At 44.9% G+C, this 17,743-nt stretch carries 10 protein-coding genes; 7 read left to right on the top strand and 3 right to left on the bottom strand.

Annotation, left to right across the window (positions count from 1 at the left end; genetic code table 11):
• Positions 1-172 precede the first annotated feature (172 nt).
• The 5 genes from VRK_RS18375 to VRK_RS18355 all read left to right on the top strand — a co-directional run bounded on the left by VRK_RS18375 (position 173) and on the right by VRK_RS18355 (position 12,506).
• Positions 173-10,186, top strand: a complete 10,014-nt coding sequence (locus VRK_RS18375) for a DUF6531 domain-containing protein (RefSeq protein WP_059122958.1) — start codon at positions 173-175, stop codon at positions 10,184-10,186.
• A gap of 1 nt (position 10,187) precedes the next feature.
• Positions 10,188-10,634, top strand: coding sequence for a hypothetical protein (locus tag VRK_RS18370; RefSeq protein WP_059122957.1), 447 nt, complete (start codon positions 10,188-10,190; stop codon positions 10,632-10,634).
• A 199-nt stretch (positions 10,635-10,833) separates the two neighbouring features.
• Entirely contained in the window at positions 10,834-11,148 is a 315-nt protein-coding gene (locus VRK_RS18365; protein WP_231735827.1) for a hypothetical protein, read from the top strand.
• Between the two features lie 315 nt (positions 11,149-11,463).
• The gene (locus tag VRK_RS18360) at positions 11,464-11,907 is read left to right on the top strand and encodes a hypothetical protein (RefSeq protein WP_059122955.1); all 444 of its coding nucleotides are present in this window, start codon (positions 11,464-11,466) and stop codon (positions 11,905-11,907) included.
• Positions 11,908-11,999: 92 nt separating this feature from the next.
• Positions 12,000-12,506, top strand: a complete 507-nt coding sequence (locus VRK_RS18355) for a tetratricopeptide repeat protein (protein ID WP_157372023.1) — start codon at positions 12,000-12,002, stop codon at positions 12,504-12,506.
• Positions 12,507-12,611: 105 nt separating this feature from the next.
• On the opposite strand, the gene VRK_RS18350 is transcribed toward VRK_RS18355, so the two are convergent.
• The 3 genes from VRK_RS18350 to VRK_RS18340 are packed head-to-tail and all read right to left on the bottom strand — an operon-like array spanning position 12,612 to position 15,568.
• A complete protein-coding gene (locus VRK_RS18350; protein WP_059122953.1) occupies positions 12,612-13,523 on the bottom strand; it encodes a glycosyltransferase family 8 protein in 912 nt (303 codons plus the stop codon).
• A 9-nt stretch (positions 13,524-13,532) separates the two neighbouring features.
• On the bottom strand, positions 13,533-14,654 hold the full coding sequence (locus VRK_RS18345; protein WP_197413182.1) for a radical SAM protein: 1,122 nt from the start codon (positions 14,652-14,654) through the stop codon (positions 13,533-13,535).
• Entirely contained in the window at positions 14,651-15,568 is a 918-nt protein-coding gene (locus VRK_RS18340; protein ID WP_059122951.1) for a hypothetical protein, read from the bottom strand. The genes VRK_RS18345 and VRK_RS18340 overlap by 4 nt, the downstream gene beginning before the upstream one ends.
• A 767-nt stretch (positions 15,569-16,335) precedes the next feature.
• Between VRK_RS18340 and VRK_RS18335 the strand changes: the two genes are divergently transcribed.
• Positions 16,336-17,481 carry a tetratricopeptide repeat protein gene (locus tag VRK_RS18335; RefSeq protein ID WP_059122950.1) on the top strand — a complete coding sequence of 382 codons (1,146 nt, stop codon included), beginning with the start codon at positions 16,336-16,338 and terminating at the stop codon, positions 17,479-17,481.
• Complete coding sequence (locus VRK_RS18330; RefSeq protein ID WP_059122949.1) at positions 17,474-17,737, top strand: flagellar biosynthetic protein FliQ; 264 nt, start codon at positions 17,474-17,476, stop codon at positions 17,735-17,737. Before VRK_RS18335 ends, VRK_RS18330 begins: the two co-directional genes overlap by 8 nt.
• Positions 17,738-17,743 lie beyond the last annotated feature (6 nt).

Raw genomic sequence — 17,743 nt, 5'->3', positions numbered from 1 at the left:
TAATGCGGATACATTTTCAGTGAGTGTCCATCAACGGATGATCTGAAATTTTTTTCTTCCATTGGCTTAACAAAAAATTTTTTCTCTTGATAACCCTATAAATCAATTCGTTTGTCGTCCGCTTCCCTTGTCATGTATATCAAGCGGATTCAGTACTATAGGGATTCATATTATGGCTGGGCTAATATTTGGTTCTGATCTGGGTTTAACTGATTCATCGCTGAGAATGTTGAAAGACCATTTTAATCATGGTCGAGCTTCGCTTCGTCAAGGGGGGATCGGTTACTACGTTAATGCCAGCACTGGTAATTTAGTGCTAACCGATGAAGATGACGTTTTAGTCGGCCGGGGATTAGATATTGTCGCTGAGCGAACCTATAACAGTCAGGGCGATTGGAGTGACTCCGATGCAAACGGCTGGCGTTTCGGGTTTGAGCGTCAATTGATATTAAGAAGTCAATCAAGCCTGACTTTATTACGGGGAGACGGTAGCCGGGTGACATACCGGCTGCATGGTTCAACCTACCAGAATCAGGGCTTTGAAGATGAATCCGGGCAGTTTGTTAAATCAGGCAGTCAATATGTTTATACCAACCGGAAAACCGGTGCACAGGATGTCTATAATGCGGATGGTTACCTAATCTCCTCGACCGATGCGGATGGTAATCAACGAACCTATCAGTACAGTCAAGGAAAGTTGACGGAGATCCGTTTTGGTAATAATGAGCGGATGTCTTTTGACTACGCTGCCGATGGTCAGCTATCCAGCATCAAAATTTATGCAGACGGGCACTGGACCACCGATACCGATTATTCCTATGACAGTCAAGGGCGTTTAAAACAAGTCCGCTCGGTCTGGGAAGGCAAAACCTTTGATACCAACTACCAGTATGATGGTAATTCGCACCGCATCAGCATGATCAGCCAGAGTGACGGCAGCAAAATCAGTTTTACCTATGATGCTCAGGGCCGGGTCTCGGCAGTCACCGATGGGACAGATCATGTTCTCAATTACAGTTATGCTCAGGATCATACTCAGTTAAAGGACAGCAGCGGGCGGGTCTGGCGCTATTATTTCGATGCAGAGCAACGTCTGACTCGGGCTGTGACCCCCCAAATCAGTAGCTTCAATGTTTCTGCCCGCTCAAATGACACTCAATATTACTATGATACCAAAGGGCATTTGAGCCGGATTCATGATGTAACAGCCGGATACGATGTTGTGTCATATACCTATGATGAACAGGGTAACCGGATTCAGTCTGTCGATGCAGAAGGCAATCGTACCGAATGGCGCTATGACGGTATGTCTCTGGTGAGCGAAACTGTTTATCTGAAGAAAACATCAGTTCCCGTCACCTCTCGTTATGTCTACGATAGTGAAAAGCACCTGCGTTATGTCATTGATGCAGAAGGGCGGGTTACATCACGGCATTACAATGCTGTTGGGACACTGGCTGCGACTATTCAGTACGGTGCAAATTATGATCTCTCCTCACTGGCGGTTACCGATCAACTCTCACTGACGCAGATGGATCAATGGCGAGCCACTCAAGATAAAGCATCCACCAGTCGGACCGATTATTTTTATGACGGACGGGATCAACTGACAGAAACTCGCGGTTATGCACAAGTTGATACCAAAGGGAATGGTGTTGCAAACAGTGCGATGGTCAGAACCAAATATGTCTATGACCAATATGGATTATTGCGTCAGAAAATAGCCGTCAGGGATGACGCGAATTATATCACCAGTTATAGCTATGACCATGAAGGGCGAATCACGCTGGTGACGGATGCCAATGGTTACAGTACCAGCACCGAATATCAGGGAAATACCGTTAAAGTCACCAATGCTGAAGGCATGGTTGTGACTTCGACTTATGATGCTGCGGGCCGCTTGATCAGTACCGATACCAGTGATGGCACCATTCATCGTTTAAGCCGACGTTTCTATAACGCCAATGGCCAGCTGGCTATGAGCGAGTCCCCGACCGGACAAAGAACATTCTATTTTTACGATGAAGCGGGCAGACCGAATGCGGTCGTCAGCCATGATGGGATGGTCACTGAAACGGTTTATAATGTCGCAGGACAAGTCGCGTACAAACGGGTGTACTGGAATCATGTGGACACTAAGGGCTGGTTCAATGGTGTAACCGTTACGAAGACCTCACTGAGTCAGTTCCGTCCGACACTCAAGAGCAGTCAGGATCGGACCACCAGTTATACTTACGATAAAGTCGGGCATATCGTCTCGATGACCGATGCCGAGCAAAATGGCAAAAGCTCAGGTCAAGTGGTCAGTTACACCGAATATGATAGTGCCGGGCGAATTCTCAAAACCACTCGCGGTGATCGGACACAGTTCTTCATCTACGATAAAACCGGTAAGCAGGTCGGTTTTATTGATGAAGCCGGTTATCTGACCGAGAAAAAGTACAACACTCAGGGCCAGTTAGTTGAGACCATCGTGTACAGTCAAGTGACTGATGTGACCACTCGCGGGTCGGGAGACTTGTCGAAAATTCGCCCCGACACGACGGCTGCTGATCACCATGCTTACACCTATTATGATGGTATGGGACGCGTCCGGGCGACCGTGAACGCGGCAGGCGAACTCACAGAAACGGTTTACAATGAATATAACAACCGTATTTGGACCTACCGATATCAGCAGCGTATCACCGCCACAATCGATCAACATACCGCTATCAGTCAGCTCCAGACAGATGCCGGTGGTACAGATGGCCGGACCTCGGTCAGAAAAGACTTTGATAAAGTTGGTCAACTGAAAACGATCATCAATGCGAACGGGATCACTTCGACCTTTGAATACGATAAAGTCGGTCACCTGACGACGACAAGTACCGGAAACCGAACCGAAGTTACCACATACGATAAATTTGGTTCAGTCACCCAGATTCAAAAAGGCGATGAGTCGCTCACCACCGTGTATGATCGTCTCGGCCGGAAAATTCAGCAAATCGATGGGGAAGGGCACAAAACACTCTACTTCTATGATGAGATGGGACGTCTGACTCATACGGTCAATGCATTGGGTGAAGTGGGTGAAACCACTTATGACAACCTAGGGCAAGTCAGTGAAGTCAGACAGTATTATCAGCGTATCAGTACGACAGGTTTAAACGGTGGGTTGGTCAATTCAACACTGACCGGACGTCTGAAGGTCAGCGACAGCGATATCAACACCCATCATATCAGCTATGATCGTCTGGGCCATAAGGTGAGCGAACAAAATGGCCTCAATCTTAAATCTGAGTATACCTATAACGAATTTGGTGAGCTGACACGTTCTGATATCTGGAAAACGACCGGCGGTCTGCGCAATATTACTGATTATACCTACACCAGCCGTGGCCGTGTACAGGATACGATTCATTATGGTAATAATGCCGGTGTTACAACGGATGATTCGCTGGTACGCCGTTATTATGATGCATTCGGTCATGTTGTCCGGGTTGATTCCGGGAACCGGACAACAGTGCAGCAGCGCAGTGTTGCCAGCCTTTATGATCAAGCCGGACGTGAACGTTTCACGATGAATGCATCGGGATATGTAACGGAAAAGCAATACAACGCTCAGGGGCAGTTGGTTCGTCTGATTGAACATGGAGTGAAATTCAGTGGCAGTTGGAGCAATGAATCCACCGTCGCCGAATGGTTGAAGAGCCAAGATCAAACCGGCGATCGGGTCACCGTAAATGAATATGATCCGGGTGGACGTCTGATCAAAGTCACCGATGCGCTCGGGCATTCCGAATCTTATACCTACGATGAGAACGGCAATAAAACCAGCTTTACCAATAAACAGGGTCATACATGGAATTATGAGTATGACAAATCAAACCGACTGGTCAGAGAGCTTGCGCCGGCAGTCACTTATCGTCTGACCAACGGTGAAGCGAAAACTGTAACCGCCCGCCCTGATACTCGTTTTTATTATGACGGGAACGGTAACCTCATTAAGCAGATTGAAGGGTTTGGCACGTCCGATGCCCGGACGACAGAGTATCAGTACGATGCTGCCAATCGTCAGACCAAGATTCTACAACCGGGATACTACAGTTCCAGTGACGGCAAGGTTTACTTCAGTGCCGGAGAAGGCCGTGTCCGGCAAACCAAAACCGTGACATACAATGCCTTTGGTCTGGCCGTCGCCCAGACAGATAACATGGGGTCAACCACACCGACGGACTGGCAGAACAGTTACAAGGTATATGACCGGACCGGTCGGGTCAGGTTTGAGATCGATAGCGACGGCTTTGTGACGGAATATCAGTATCTGGACGATGCCAAAGAGAATGCTCGGGTTAAAGTGATTCGCTATGCCAAACGATTTAATCTCGCCAATATTGATGCGGGGACAGCAATCACGGAGCAGATGGCGAGCGATAGAATTGTCAAGGATGCTAATAACGACAGAACACTGACGCGTTACTTTGACCGTCAGGGACGGGTAACCCGAGTGGTTGGTGATAGCGTCTCAATTTATACCACGACCGGTGGGAACAAGACCGCAGCCTCGGAGACGCAATATACTTACAATGAGTTCGGTGAGGTCATTCAAGAAAGAACCCGGATTGATGCCACTCAGTGGGCCGAGAAATATACCTACTATGATGATGTTGGTAGAAAAACGGCTCAGTTTGAGGTTTTATCGACCGACGGTAAAACGGAAAGTGGTTATCTGACGCAGTATACCTATAACGCATTCGGGCAGTTAAACCAGCAAGTTGAATATGCTCGTCTGCTTTCCCGCTCGGTTTCAGCAACGTCAACTGCGCCCGGTAAACCTGCTGCCGGTGATGCGACCATTGGGTTCGACCGATATACCGGTTACGACTATGATGCGCTCGGGCGTAAGACCAAAGAATCCCGTTGGGATGTCAGTCCTTATCAATATTACAGTGATGGTAATAAGAGTGGCGGCGTCACTCGACTGACAACTCAAACCGGTTACGATGCGCTGGGAAATGTAATCTATACCATTAATGCCGCAGGTGGTCGTACCGATACCAGCTATGACGCACTGGGTCGCCAGATTCGGCATCGCGGTGTCGCGCACTGGGTTGCGAATGGTTGGAATGGTTTTGGAACGACAACCAGTGGCCGTCATGAAACCGAATATGAATATAGTCTGCATGGTGACCTCGTCAGACAGCATGATATCGATAGCTCTGAGAAGACGGGGTCGTTCTACACCACTTATCAACTGGATGCCCGTGGTAACCGGGTTGCGATTACCAATGGTGACGGTATCACGACATTTTTCAGCTATGATGCGCGGGGCAGAACCTTATCGGAAAAAGTAAAAATCGATACGGATTTCCACTTCTGGACCGGTAAAAACAATGATTATGATTATTGGCTAACCAAAAGCTATCTCTACGATAAACGGGGAAATCAGATTCAGACCGATGTCAACGGTCGCACCGAGCAAAGTCGCTATAACGCATTCGGTGAGGTCTCCCAATCTGGTAAAAATGGCCAAACGCTCTATACCTATTCGTACAACAAATCCGGGTATCTGGTCAGAAAAGTTCAGCAAAATGGTGATGTTGTTTCCCAAGCTTATGATTTATTGGGCAGAAATACCTATCAGATCGCAGCCGGTGGCAGCGGTGCGGGAGACGACTGGAAAACTTATTCGACATACAACCGGTTCGGCTTTTTATTGCAGAGTCAATTACCGGAACATAAAGCCGGTCAACAACCTGTCATTCATCAGACGGTTGATCGGTGGGGGAATGTCATCCGGAGTGTCAATGCACTCGGCGGTATCACCAATCAGCGGTATAACATTAATAACCAAGTCGTCTGGGAGCAGCTACCGCAAGTCGATATCGTCACCAGCAACGGTCAGGTGCAAAGTAAGGCCGTTATTCAGACCTACGATTATGACAAACTTGGGAATGTTGTCCGTTCGGTAGATGGTCGGCAGCATGTGGCCACCCGCACCTATGACAGTGCCGGATTGCTGGTATGGGAACGTAATGGTGTCGGCGCACTTACGCAATATCGCTATGATAGTTTTGGTAACCGTACCTATACCAAAAATGCGCTCGGCAATGTGATAATGAGCACTTATAACAAACGAGGCCTGATTACCAGTCAGGGTGAAATCTGGAATGTAGCTCCTGGGGTGGCTTATTTTTCATTATCAGTGCCGGTACATCGTTATGAATATGATCAGGCTGGCCGTCGAATTAAGGATATTCAAGGGACGGGGGTCAGTAATGAAAACGGCACCAATACGCTTTACACCGTGTATGATGCCAGCGGCAACGTCATTGCGAAGCGTAATTTGGAGCATGTGGTCACCCGTTACGAATTCGATCAGCAAAATCGTAAAATCAAAGAGACCCATGCTGATGGCCGTTACATACAATGGTGGTACGACGATTACGGTAATATCGTGCAACAACGTGACCTCAGTGGCCGGATTACCAAAATACAACTTAATGCTCACAAACAGGTTGTAAAAGAGACCAATGGCGATAATGTCAATACCTACACCTATTGGAATAACGGCGCCTTAAAATCGGTCCAGAGAACCGGGACACAGGGGTGGGCGGCGCTGGCAGAACAGTTATCCAACTGGACGGCTCTGAAGCGAAACCAGCATGTTGTCAGTGTCAGCAATCTATACCGTTCAGAAATCAGTAGTTATGACTACGACAAGATGGGTAACCGTACACAAGAGACTCACAGCTCACAGCGCAATTTTACCCGTAACCTCAAACAGGTTGCTTCATCACGTTACGGTAACCAAACCACCAATACCTCGGAATCTTTTGCTTATGGTTTCAAACGGGCAACCACCTACAGCTACAATGCTCGCGGACAGTTAGTTAGCGTTCAGTCACCACAACAGGCTTATACCTTAAAAGTTACGGATACCACGAAGCTGGTCTATGGCAAATATCCGACCATCTATCAACGGCAGACCAACACCTCCGGGCTCAAAAATCTGCAATATTTTTATGATGAAGTCGGAAACCGTCGTCGCATTCATGCCGATGTATTGAAAGCCGGTACATCCGGCGCCCGGGAAGTCAAAGACTATTACTATACCTACGATGCGGCGAACCGAATCGTGATGGCGGATGCAGCCAGTATTACCGGGGGGTATAAAGAAGGCACTCAGCAGTTTATTTATGATAATTTGGATCGCCGGGTGCGAGAGATCACACGCAGTGGCGGTAAGTACAATCATGAACAATTCAGCTATCTGTTAAGTTCCGGCTTAATTAGTACATCGTCGAAAGTTAATAATGCAGCTTCGGCATCGACATCGGTGGCGACTTATCGACAGTCGTATCGGCAGTATGATCATTTGGGACGGTTGACCGCAGAACATCGCTATGCGATATCCAATGGCGAAACCAACAGCCATGTCAAACGGGGCGATGAGATTGGCCGGAGCGAGTATCAGTGGGGCAATGGTTCCATACTGAGTAAACAAACTAACTATCACCTGAAAGATCTGATTCAGGAAAAAGTCGTTCTTCGACCAAGGCCCGGGTATGGTTCAAGATCGTCGGGAAGTAGTCATAGTCGATATGGCGGGGGGGCTTCGAAACCGGGTTACGGTGGTTCTACGACACCACCGAAGCCGATTTACGATAGAGTCATCGTCCGTTCTTATCACAGTACGGTGCTGCGTAAAGCAAGTGAAGTTATTTACAATAACTACGATCCGACCGGTAATATTCAGAAATATACGGTTAACGTTTTCCGACTCAACACCAATATTATTAATAAAGGTGTGAGAGACGTTGTTGATTATACTGAGGTGCATACCAAGTCATATTTCTTCGGCACCGGGGCACAGCAGATGAGTGCCAGTATGACCACGACACGCAGCAACTGGCATCCGAATAATACCCATTCTTATTTCGATAATTTCGGCGAGCTGATGTATGTTCGGGGCTCCAACGCCAGAGCGGCCGGTTATGACCGGATGCTGTTCAATAATCGAGATGGTCAGGTCTTGTTCCGCAAAGACGCGGATAAGGTCGAAGATTTCTATTATGCCAATACCCGAGAATTAGGGAAAAGCGGCACATTGTCGCCAACCAATTTCAGCAGTCATGTGGTAAACAGTACCAAAATGCAGCAATCCTCTCCGGGCGTTTATGCCGTCGCAAACGGGGATTCGTTGCAAAGTATTGCCCAGAAACTGTGGGGGGATGCGGGGCTTTGGTATCTGATTGCTGATGCAAACGCACTGGATCCGACCATTGCGTTGCAAGAAGGGATGAGCCTGAGTATCCCGACGGTGAACAATAATGTTCACAACAGCGACCAGACCTTTAAACCGTATAACCCTGCCGATGCCGTCGGTAAAACCGATGCCGAAGCGGTTTATGTTCCACCACCAAGCAACCATGGCTGTGCAACTATGATCGTGACGATAGTTGTCATTGTTGTTGCGGTTGTTGTTACGCAAGGTGTTGGTTCAGCGATGGCTGCAAGTGCCGGAAGTGCTGGTGCCGGTGCTGGAGCTACTGCTGCGGGAACAGGTGCCGCGAGCTGGGGAGTTGGGACCACAATTGCAGCGACGGCCGCTGGTTCGGCCGCAGGGAATGCCGCCGGACAGCTGGTTAGTATGGCATTAGGTGTGCAAAATGGTTTTGATGCCGGCGCTGTTTTTAAGGCCGGGGCTCGGGGGGCACTTGCCGGAGCTGCTGGATATTTGGCGAATATCCTCTCTGAAACATCGACGCTTTCCGATACCGTTGTCGGACAAATTGCCACGCGTTCTGCGGTTCAGATCGGTAGTAACTATATGACGAATCAGCTTCTGGAGGGACACAGTCAGTTTAGCTGGAAATCATTTGCAGCGAGTGTCGCTGGTTCTATGACTCAAAGCTATATCGGGCAGCAGACTCAGGGCATGCAAAAATGGGCTAGTGATTTTGCCTCATCATTTGCCGGTGGTTACACCAGTGATGTGGCCAGACAGTGGATGGGCATCGGTGGTAAGCAAGGGGTAGAAAATATCGCTGCTGATGCGTTCGGTAGTGCATTAGGGAACTCGATTGTCCGTGCTCGCCAAGCTGCGCAGGCATCTCAGACGTTGGATGAAGAGAAGCGCACGATTCAGAAAGCGAAAGCCAGTGTCGCGGCGACTCCCGGAACTCAGAATGATCGCCGTGACAGTCATGAGCCGGTGACTCAGGTTTTCCCTCTTCCTGAGAGCGAGAATCCGAAGAATTTCGTTTGGGATGAGCACAATGTACCTGTTGCGAGTCCATCCTCAGGTCCGAAACCATCTGTATCGGATATCAGCGTCAGTGGGAGCTGGAACTGGAGTGAGCAGTGTACAGTGGATAACCCGCTTGGGTTAAGTCAAGCGGAAGTTGCTGATTTGGCTCTCAGAGGTGCCACTGATTTGATGCGTAGCCGGGTTGCTGACCGTCTGAATTATACACCTCCTGAGGGGCCACAACTGAAGCCGATAAATCCGGAAAATCAGGCGCGAATTGCCCGGACTAACCAGTATTTCTTCGCTGACAAACCACTGCTTGAGCAGCAGATTGGACAAGGCGTACTTGATGGATTAACACTATATGCAGGAACTCGCTTCCGCGGAATGGCTGCTGCAGCTTACAAGTTCTCGGAAGGATTAGAACTATTCGGAGCCATGGGAGCCAGTTTGTATGACTCTGGTGTTTTGGGGCAAATTGGAGATAGCGGTCAATTCACACTCATGCTAAAAGGTTCTTTCAACTCTGGAGTTTCTGGTTATGAAGGCGGGTATTTGTCTGTTGATTTTAATGACTGGAAATTTAAGATAGGTCGTGCCGAAGGAATTGGGGGGGCGTTAAGTAACAATACATTTAAGCCTGGTGCAAATGCGAGTTTTGGCATTGAAGTGTACCCGACTTATGATCATTACAGAGCGCTGAATGGGGGGGCAACAGATTATTCATATTCTTCATCCTTACGGAATTATTCATACACAGTGAACTCAATAAGAACTGATTATGCAGATAATATGAAGACTAAGGACTGGCATTTAAGTGGATGGGGATTTTCTGTATCACCGAAAATTTTTGATTTGAGTCCATCAAAATACTCAAGAGAATTCTCATATGGTTTTAGTAACGGAATAACCTCTGAGACGCCTTTTTATGAATTGAAAATAGGAAAATGAAGTGAAACGAAAAAATATCTTAGGCTTGATTGTCGCGATTCCGTTTTTTGCTCTGCTTGCATTTGACTTCATGGAAGAGAGTAAGGTTGACAAGAAAATACTATTTGAATTCCAGCAGACGCTAGATCATAAAATTGACAGAAATTCATCGTATCAGTTTATCTCCGGTGCATATGAAGGGATATCGAAATCGGGGCGATTGGGAAGTTTTTATTCTTGCTTAAGAAATTATCAACTCAAGAAACATGTTGGTGGGCATATTGATGTAATTAAAGGACTTGAGCCGAAAGACATTGTTATTAAAAATGTCACAATACTTATTGATAGGAAGATAGAGCTCCGACTGGAACTCTCAAATGCAGTGGTGACTGGATTTGTCTTTGGTGTAAATGGTGATTACTCTCGGTTTGCCAGTTACTGTGATCTTAAATTGCTTAATCATGGATAGATTGGGTTCAATACCGGTTGAGTGGTATATAAATAGAAATTCTTCAATATAGAATTCAATCATCAATATGAAGAAATACAAACATTACTTAAGAGCTGTATTCATAGTTATAATTGGCATCTTTATAATCAGGTTGTTTTATCATCCCCGTCAACCTGATTATTATGCTCTATTCTTGATGGATGTTAGTGCATCATCAATGATAAAGATCGTACATGGTGATCGAGTAATATATCATGGACAATTAGGAAAGGATGGCTTGATTTGTCTGTCCTCTTATAAAGAGGAAGGATTGCTCCCCCACGCATCAAATGTGACTTATGATGTGAAAGTGACAGGTCATCATGATGAACACTATATCAGCTTAAATATAAATAATGATGTGCTGTATAGCTATAAGCTTTGGTCTAAACTCTCGTCTTCAGACACTAGCTTTCATAGTAAAGCAGAAAGAGTTTTATTAACAAAACGATGTGCGGTGACAGCGAGAGGTATCGTTGAAAAAGTCAGTTAAGTTGAATGTTGAATTAACATGAACGAATAGATTAAATCATTAAATGATGGATATGATGTTTAAGGGCTAGTTATGTACTCGTACTTCTGTTCTATGTGTTTTCGCTTTTATTTACCAATAAATATGGATTAGGAAAAGGTTTTCTTCATTTGACATCTAAAAGTAATTATGAACCCGGTTGTATTACAGTGTTTGTTATCAGCATTAGGACTAAAGAATTGCTTGTTCTTCTGCCCATATATGTTTTTGGGTGTTGGTATGATTATCGAGTAGTTAGCATATTTTGTAGTACTCATGATGAAATGGGGGGAATGAGTGAAGAAAAAAAATCAGATTTTATTATTCGCGATTCCATTTTTTGCTCTGCTTGCATTTGACCTCACGGAAGAGAGCAAGGTTGATAAGACGATGCTGTTTGAATTTCAGCAGATACTGGATCATAAAATTAACAGGAATTCGTCGTATCAGTTTGTCTCTGGTGCATATGAAGGGATACCGAAATCGGGGCGGCTGGGGAAGTTTTATTCTTGTTTAAGACAGTATCAGCTCTTTAAACATGTCAGGAGAGACATTCCTGAGATGATGGGACTTAAGGCACAAGAGATTGTCACTCGAAGTATAACGATGCAAATTGATAATCAATTTGAGCTCCGACTGGAACTCTCAAATGCAGTGGTGACTGGATTTGTCTTTGGTGTAAATGGTGATTACTCTCGGTTTGCCAGTTACTGTGATCTTAAATTGCTTAATCACGGATAATCGGGGGGACAGTATGACCCGATATCTATTTCTATTCATCCGGGATATGGTTTATCCTGATTTTTGACCGATAAAATAATAACTGGTGTTGTATGATGATTCAGTTTGGAAATGATTATTATGACCTGTTTGAGAGTGATGAACTGTTAGCGTTAGCTAACTATCATTTTGATAAACAGGATTACATTATTGCATTACCGATTTTAAAGCGGCTGGTTATGGCGGAGATGGCACCCGTGGGGACATTTTCAACGTTGGGACGGGTTTATGCCGTTTTAGGTCTGTTTGAGCGCGCAATGGTCGCTTTTCGTACATATCTGGAAATTCGGCCCGAGGCTGTTGCGGAACGGTTTGAAATCAGCCTGTTACACAGAGAATTAGGGCAGGATGAAGATGCGGTTAAAATCTGGGATAAGCTGCTCCAAGAGAAGCCGGATTTTGCGCCGGTACTGTATGCTAAAGCCCAGTATGCCAAAGAGATGAACCTTGAAGACGAGGCGATTGATCTCCTGACTCAACTGATCGAGCAATGTTCTGATGATGAGCAATATGTTGATTTAGCCAATCAGACATTAGCTGAAATTTCGATGTCTTACTAATAGTGTTGAGCTACTTACCGAAATTAGGTAAGTGGTTCTGACGCACAGGTTAAAAGATTGAAGGTCGCTGTGGTATCACTATCACAACGGCCTTTTTGATGATGTTTATTTACGCACGGACTTCCAGATCGTGGTATTAATTTTGACCGTCCGGTAGAAAGCTTTATCAAGATCATCTTTGATCTCATCACAGGTTGCCAGATAGCGATCCAGTGGCATCATTTGTCGGTCCGGATCGGTGTGGTTATTCTGCTTGGAAGCGCTCCAGGGTTTCATCGTCCCCACCCAATGTAAGATTGTCGAATCCTGAATCCCTTCACTAATGTGTTCAAAACTAATTCGATCAGCGAGGAACCAGATCGACAGCTCGGGCATTGCATTCAGAGTCCGTGGTAGCAGGATTTGGTTGGGTACAAGATAGTTCAGGCAATCTTGATCGGCCATGGGCCATTTATATTGATTACATGTGTAGCAGTGTGCGATAGATTGATAGCCTTTCGCAGTAGCTTTTCGTTGTAATCCGCTTGGATTAACCACCAACACACCTGCGTTGAAGTAGGTATTGTTGAGATGTCTTTGAAACCAATAGAGCGGACGATGTTCTGCATAACGGGCATTGCCTTCCAGTTCGCTCAGGGCATGATATTCGCCAATCCCGGCAAGTGGTTTATCGTCAGTGAGTGCAATGGTATCGGCTTGAGCAATATCGCCACATACCAGTGTATCCAGATCAACGTAGAGAGCGGTCTGTTCCGGCCAGTGTTCTGCCAGCCAGTCAAAAGCGACCAAACGAAGTAATGCACCATGCATGTGGGTTGCATTGAAGCGGTCAGATGTACCATCGAGCGGGGCAACGATTTGGCTGTCAATCTGATATTTTTCTAACAGTGACAGGTCAAAGTCGCCAGTGTGGAACATCACGGCTTTTCTGTCGGGATTATGTTTACGGAATGAATGTGCAAAAACCTGAAACTGATCTTTGTAAGCATGATTACCGCATAAAACAACGGGATACATTTCTTCTCCTTAATCAATCACTCTGACATCAATAACATTCAAGTTACTGCCATAAATTTCAACCGGTACATGATCAACTTCTAAAGCAGTGATTAAGTCCCGAAACGATTTCACTACGCTTTCTGCGACCCAGTTCACTTCAATTTTCTTCAGGCTTTCCGTCACAAATGTATCGAGGAAATGGCGGAACCGTGCCGCATATTTCATCCGGATATCTTTAGAAAGATTATGGAGGGCCATATCATGTGGTTTTACGACGGCACACAAGTCAAATAACTGTGGATTGCCCTGATAAGCAATATGCTTTAGCCACCATTGGTAAATCTCTTCGAGATTATCAATGTTCATGGTTGAGATCGTGACGTGAACGGTTACAAAATGCAGTATATGGCGGTGCCGGATACAGTGTTCAATGTTCTTTTCCAAAATATCATGATCAAGACCGCGACGGATTTTCTCATTCAGCTCTTTGGTACCGTCTAAGGAAAAGACCATACAGATTCGTTGGGGATATCGCTTTATAATCGCGTCCCAGAAACCATTTTTCACAATGTCATAACTCCCATTGGTCAGCACTGACACAATGGCATTGGTGTTTTCCAAAATGGTGATGATGTCGTCATTGAGGGTACGGTACATAAATGGTTCACCACCGTAGACAACGACGGAGCTTGGTTGGTGCAGTAAGATTTCAGACAGTTGATCAACGGCTATTGCTTTTTCAACCTGTATTTTCCGTTCAGGAAAAACCTTGCCGTGCATAATACTGTGTTCGGTATCGCAGGTATCACAGGCAAGGTTACATTTATTGCCCAGAAAATACTGCATCACTTCAATATCACCGACGACCGCCCCGGTTTGATAGTCGTATGTCTCCGGATTAAACTCCCCACCATATTTCATGGCTGAGTTGTAACCGTAATGCAGGCAACTATGGCACTCATCCGGTAGTGTCTCCGTCGAAAACATACTGCGGCGAAAGTCCCTTTGATAGGCTGAGTTCCACGGATTTCCTGCCAGCTTCTGTGGCGGCAGATGACGGTTACAGCAGGCACGCCATCCTTCGGTTTTCATATTCCATAAAGTAAAAGGTTGTGAACAGAGTGGCTTGTTTGCTATAGGAGGATTCACTGAAATGCTCCTTCTTGGTTGAGTTGACCAATTATCTGATAAAGATGATCGGCTGGCATGTCTTGCTGTACGGCTTGAACTAGTGAAGCCGGGTATCGCGAGAGACATTCTGGATTCATAAAGGCTTTGGTGAGCACGGTTTTTACAAAATCAGGTGTGACCCATTCCGCAGCACTGAGCATGGCGTCGGCATACAAATCAAATGGGTAGATTTGTTCAGCTGCGCTCTGATTAACACAGCTCCACGGCAGATTCTGAGCATCGAAAACAATCGCGCCTTTGGCACTGTCTGCCTGACAACGCATTTCTGAGCGAGCTGTATGATCATCCGGTTGTATCATCAATGGATATAATGTGAAGACTTCATTGGGGCGGAAATTCAAGCGCCCCGGAAGCAGCTTATTTAAAATATCATCAACCGTATTCTGGTCGCTCATTTTGAGCTGTTGCATCCTTTTCAGTAAATCAAACGTCCGGGAAAAGGCTAATCGTCCTCCCGTTTGGTTGACATTCAATGCCAGCAGGTCGGACGTATAATAATTTTTAGCGATGGCTTGGCGTCGGAAGAACTCTTCCCGCATTTCCGGCTGGATATCCTCGGGCCGTATGCGTGATGGGTAGAGTGCGATTTGTTCGATGACATCTGATTTTAAGAGTTTCAGAAAAGGATTGAGAGATTTCTCCGGTAAAACATTCAGCCCCATAAATATCGCGGCGGTACATATGGGAGATAACGCTTCATTGAGTGCTGCCAGCCGAATAGTATGTTTATCATAGCAGTGACGTTCGTGAATATTACACAGATGTATCGTACAAGGTAACTGGGGTAATGGCTTGAGTGAGACCTGACCATCGACCAGAATACAAATCGCAGTTTGATCTGAAATATTTGCTTTGGATATAAGTTTAGACATTCTGATTAACCAAACGAATAGCTGGTTCTCCTCTCCTGAGGAGACAGTTGTATAGAAAGCTATCTTTAAATCTAAATTCATCGTTAACCTTGTATTTTCAACGTGTGTATTGAGAATGAATATTTGCCTCAACATCGTTCTTATTCATCAATCATGAGTGCTTGAATTGAGAATGTAATGATGTCGAAGCAAAGAAAATGGGTTTGCTTATTAAATTGATTGCCTATTTGTTTTCATGGGGTATTCTATAAGTTGAAGCATCTGTTAATCGACGCTTCTGTCGAATCTGAATACTCACAATATTAGTTTACGAATATTTAACGTCCGTGAATCAATAGGTGATTGCATCAGTTAATATAAATAACTATGGCTAAAATTTCGTTTTGAATGAGGTTATGTAAATGAATTGTTTCTATTTATGTAAAAATAACTTCTATTCCGGATGCATCACGCTGGCGGTTTCTATCCTGAGAAGAGAATAGCAACACGTCCAGTTGGTATAATCAAGAGACGTTACAGACTGGTAATGCATTCATTTTATTAGCATAGATAGCAATAAATAATGTCGTTTGGCTGATGAAAAGTCAATCGTTTATATCATGAATCTGACATGGTTTTTTTCATGGAATATAACTAATTTGTGTGTTGTGTTGTATTTTTAAAAATATGAATATATATATCAACAAAGAACTTGATTGATGAATAAAAAAACACTATGGTTGCTTCCGCATTTTCATCAATAAAATATCATCGGTGTTTTAATTGCTATGAATACCACTGAGAAGTATACCCGCTATAAAAAATATTTGGAATTTGATCCAGATAACAGTTTATTGTTATCTCAAGTGATAGAGATTTCTCTGAAAATGAATGATTTTCAGACGTCATGGCCTTTAGCAATAAAAGCAGCGAGTCAACATTCTGATGATATTCATTGTCTCTATCAGGCGATTCATGCTGCGCTTGCAACCCATCATTATCAGGAAGCATTTGATTGGCTTGAGCCTATTGTTGCGAACAAACCGACACCGTCTTGGGCTATTTATGATTATGCCTATGTTTTATTACAGCAAAAACAGTATCAGGCAGTGAGCGATTATATTGATTCTTTCGATTATGTAATTGACGAGATGCCACAGGCACTTGTGCTACAGGCCAAATCTCTCCATTGTCTTGATCGTTTTTCTGAGAGTCAGCAATTACTTGAACAGTATTTAAAATTACACCCGGAAGACGCTGAAGCATACGGTTATCTGAGTATGGTTCTGCTGGACCAAGGCTTGGTGGCGGATGCTGAAACTGTCGGGCGAGAAGCCTTAGAACTGGATGAAAATCAGTTATATGCGCTGATTACGATGGGGAATGTGTGCTTACACAATACTGATGTTGACGCAGCAAATCAATATTGTGATTCAGCACTGGAAATGTTCCCGAATGTCGGGCGACTACTGACGCTGAAAGGACAATTGTTGTCATTGGCGCACCATTATCATGATGCAGTTCAGTATTTCGAACGGGCGACTCAGGTGATGTCCCATATTGGGACTTGGCATGGTCTTGCATGGTGTTATTTATTTTTGGATCAATTTAACCAGTGTGAAGCCGCGTTTAAGGCAGCGTTGGACTTGAACCCGAATTTCGCAGAGTCTCAGGGGGGGATGGCTTTAGCCCATGTGCTTAAAGATGATATTCCAACAGCAAAACAATATTTATCGGTTGCTTTGAAACTAGACCGTCATTGTGTCACTGGACTCTTTACGAAAGTAATTCTACTCAGAAAAGAAGGCCAAGACGCTAAAGCTAATACAATCATTCAGGCGATTCTAAATTCACCACTTGAAGGGCGTGATCAATTATTAAAAGAAGCCGTATTGGCGTTGATGTCAAAAGTGGAAAATCGACCACGTGAATAGCGATAGTGCTTTATTTTTGTTATCTCACATGCTTATTCAGGCGGCTATTATTTCATCGCCTATTTTACTGGTTTGTTTACTTGTCGGTTTGCTAGTTAGCTTATTTCAAGTTGCCACTCAAATTCAGGAAATGACGCTCACTTTCGTACCGAAGTTAATTGCTGTAGGAATTACCTTATTGCTTCTGGGGCGATGGATTTTACTGTCATTGGTTGATTTTTTAGTGAATAACATAGAAAAAATAGCACATTTTTAAAAGATG

Source organism: Vibrio sp. MEBiC08052, assembly GCF_001506075.1.
Lineage (GTDB): Bacteria > Pseudomonadota > Gammaproteobacteria > Enterobacterales > Vibrionaceae > Vibrio.
The sequence above is the reverse complement of the archived record's forward strand: the minus strand, read 5'-3'. Positions and strand labels throughout refer to the sequence as shown.

Bases quoted from the DNA above. Each gene is read 5' to 3' on its own strand.
- VRK_RS18335 (WP_059122950.1), top strand. From the start codon at position 16,336: ATGAATACCACTGAGAAGTATACCCGCTATAAAAAATATTTGGAATTT.
- VRK_RS18355 (WP_157372023.1), top strand. From the start codon at position 12,000: ATGATGATTCAGTTTGGAAATGATTATTATGACCTGTTTGAGAGTGAT.
- VRK_RS18350 (WP_059122953.1), bottom strand. From the start codon at position 13,523: ATGTATCCCGTTGTTTTATGCGGTAATCATGCTTACAAAGATCAGTTT.
- VRK_RS18365 (WP_231735827.1), top strand. From the start codon at position 10,834: ATGATAAAGATCGTACATGGTGATCGAGTAATATATCATGGACAATTA.
- VRK_RS18375 (WP_059122958.1), top strand. From the start codon at position 173: ATGGCTGGGCTAATATTTGGTTCTGATCTGGGTTTAACTGATTCATCG.
- VRK_RS18340 (WP_059122951.1), bottom strand. From the start codon at position 15,568: ATGTCTAAACTTATATCCAAAGCAAATATTTCAGATCAAACTGCGATT.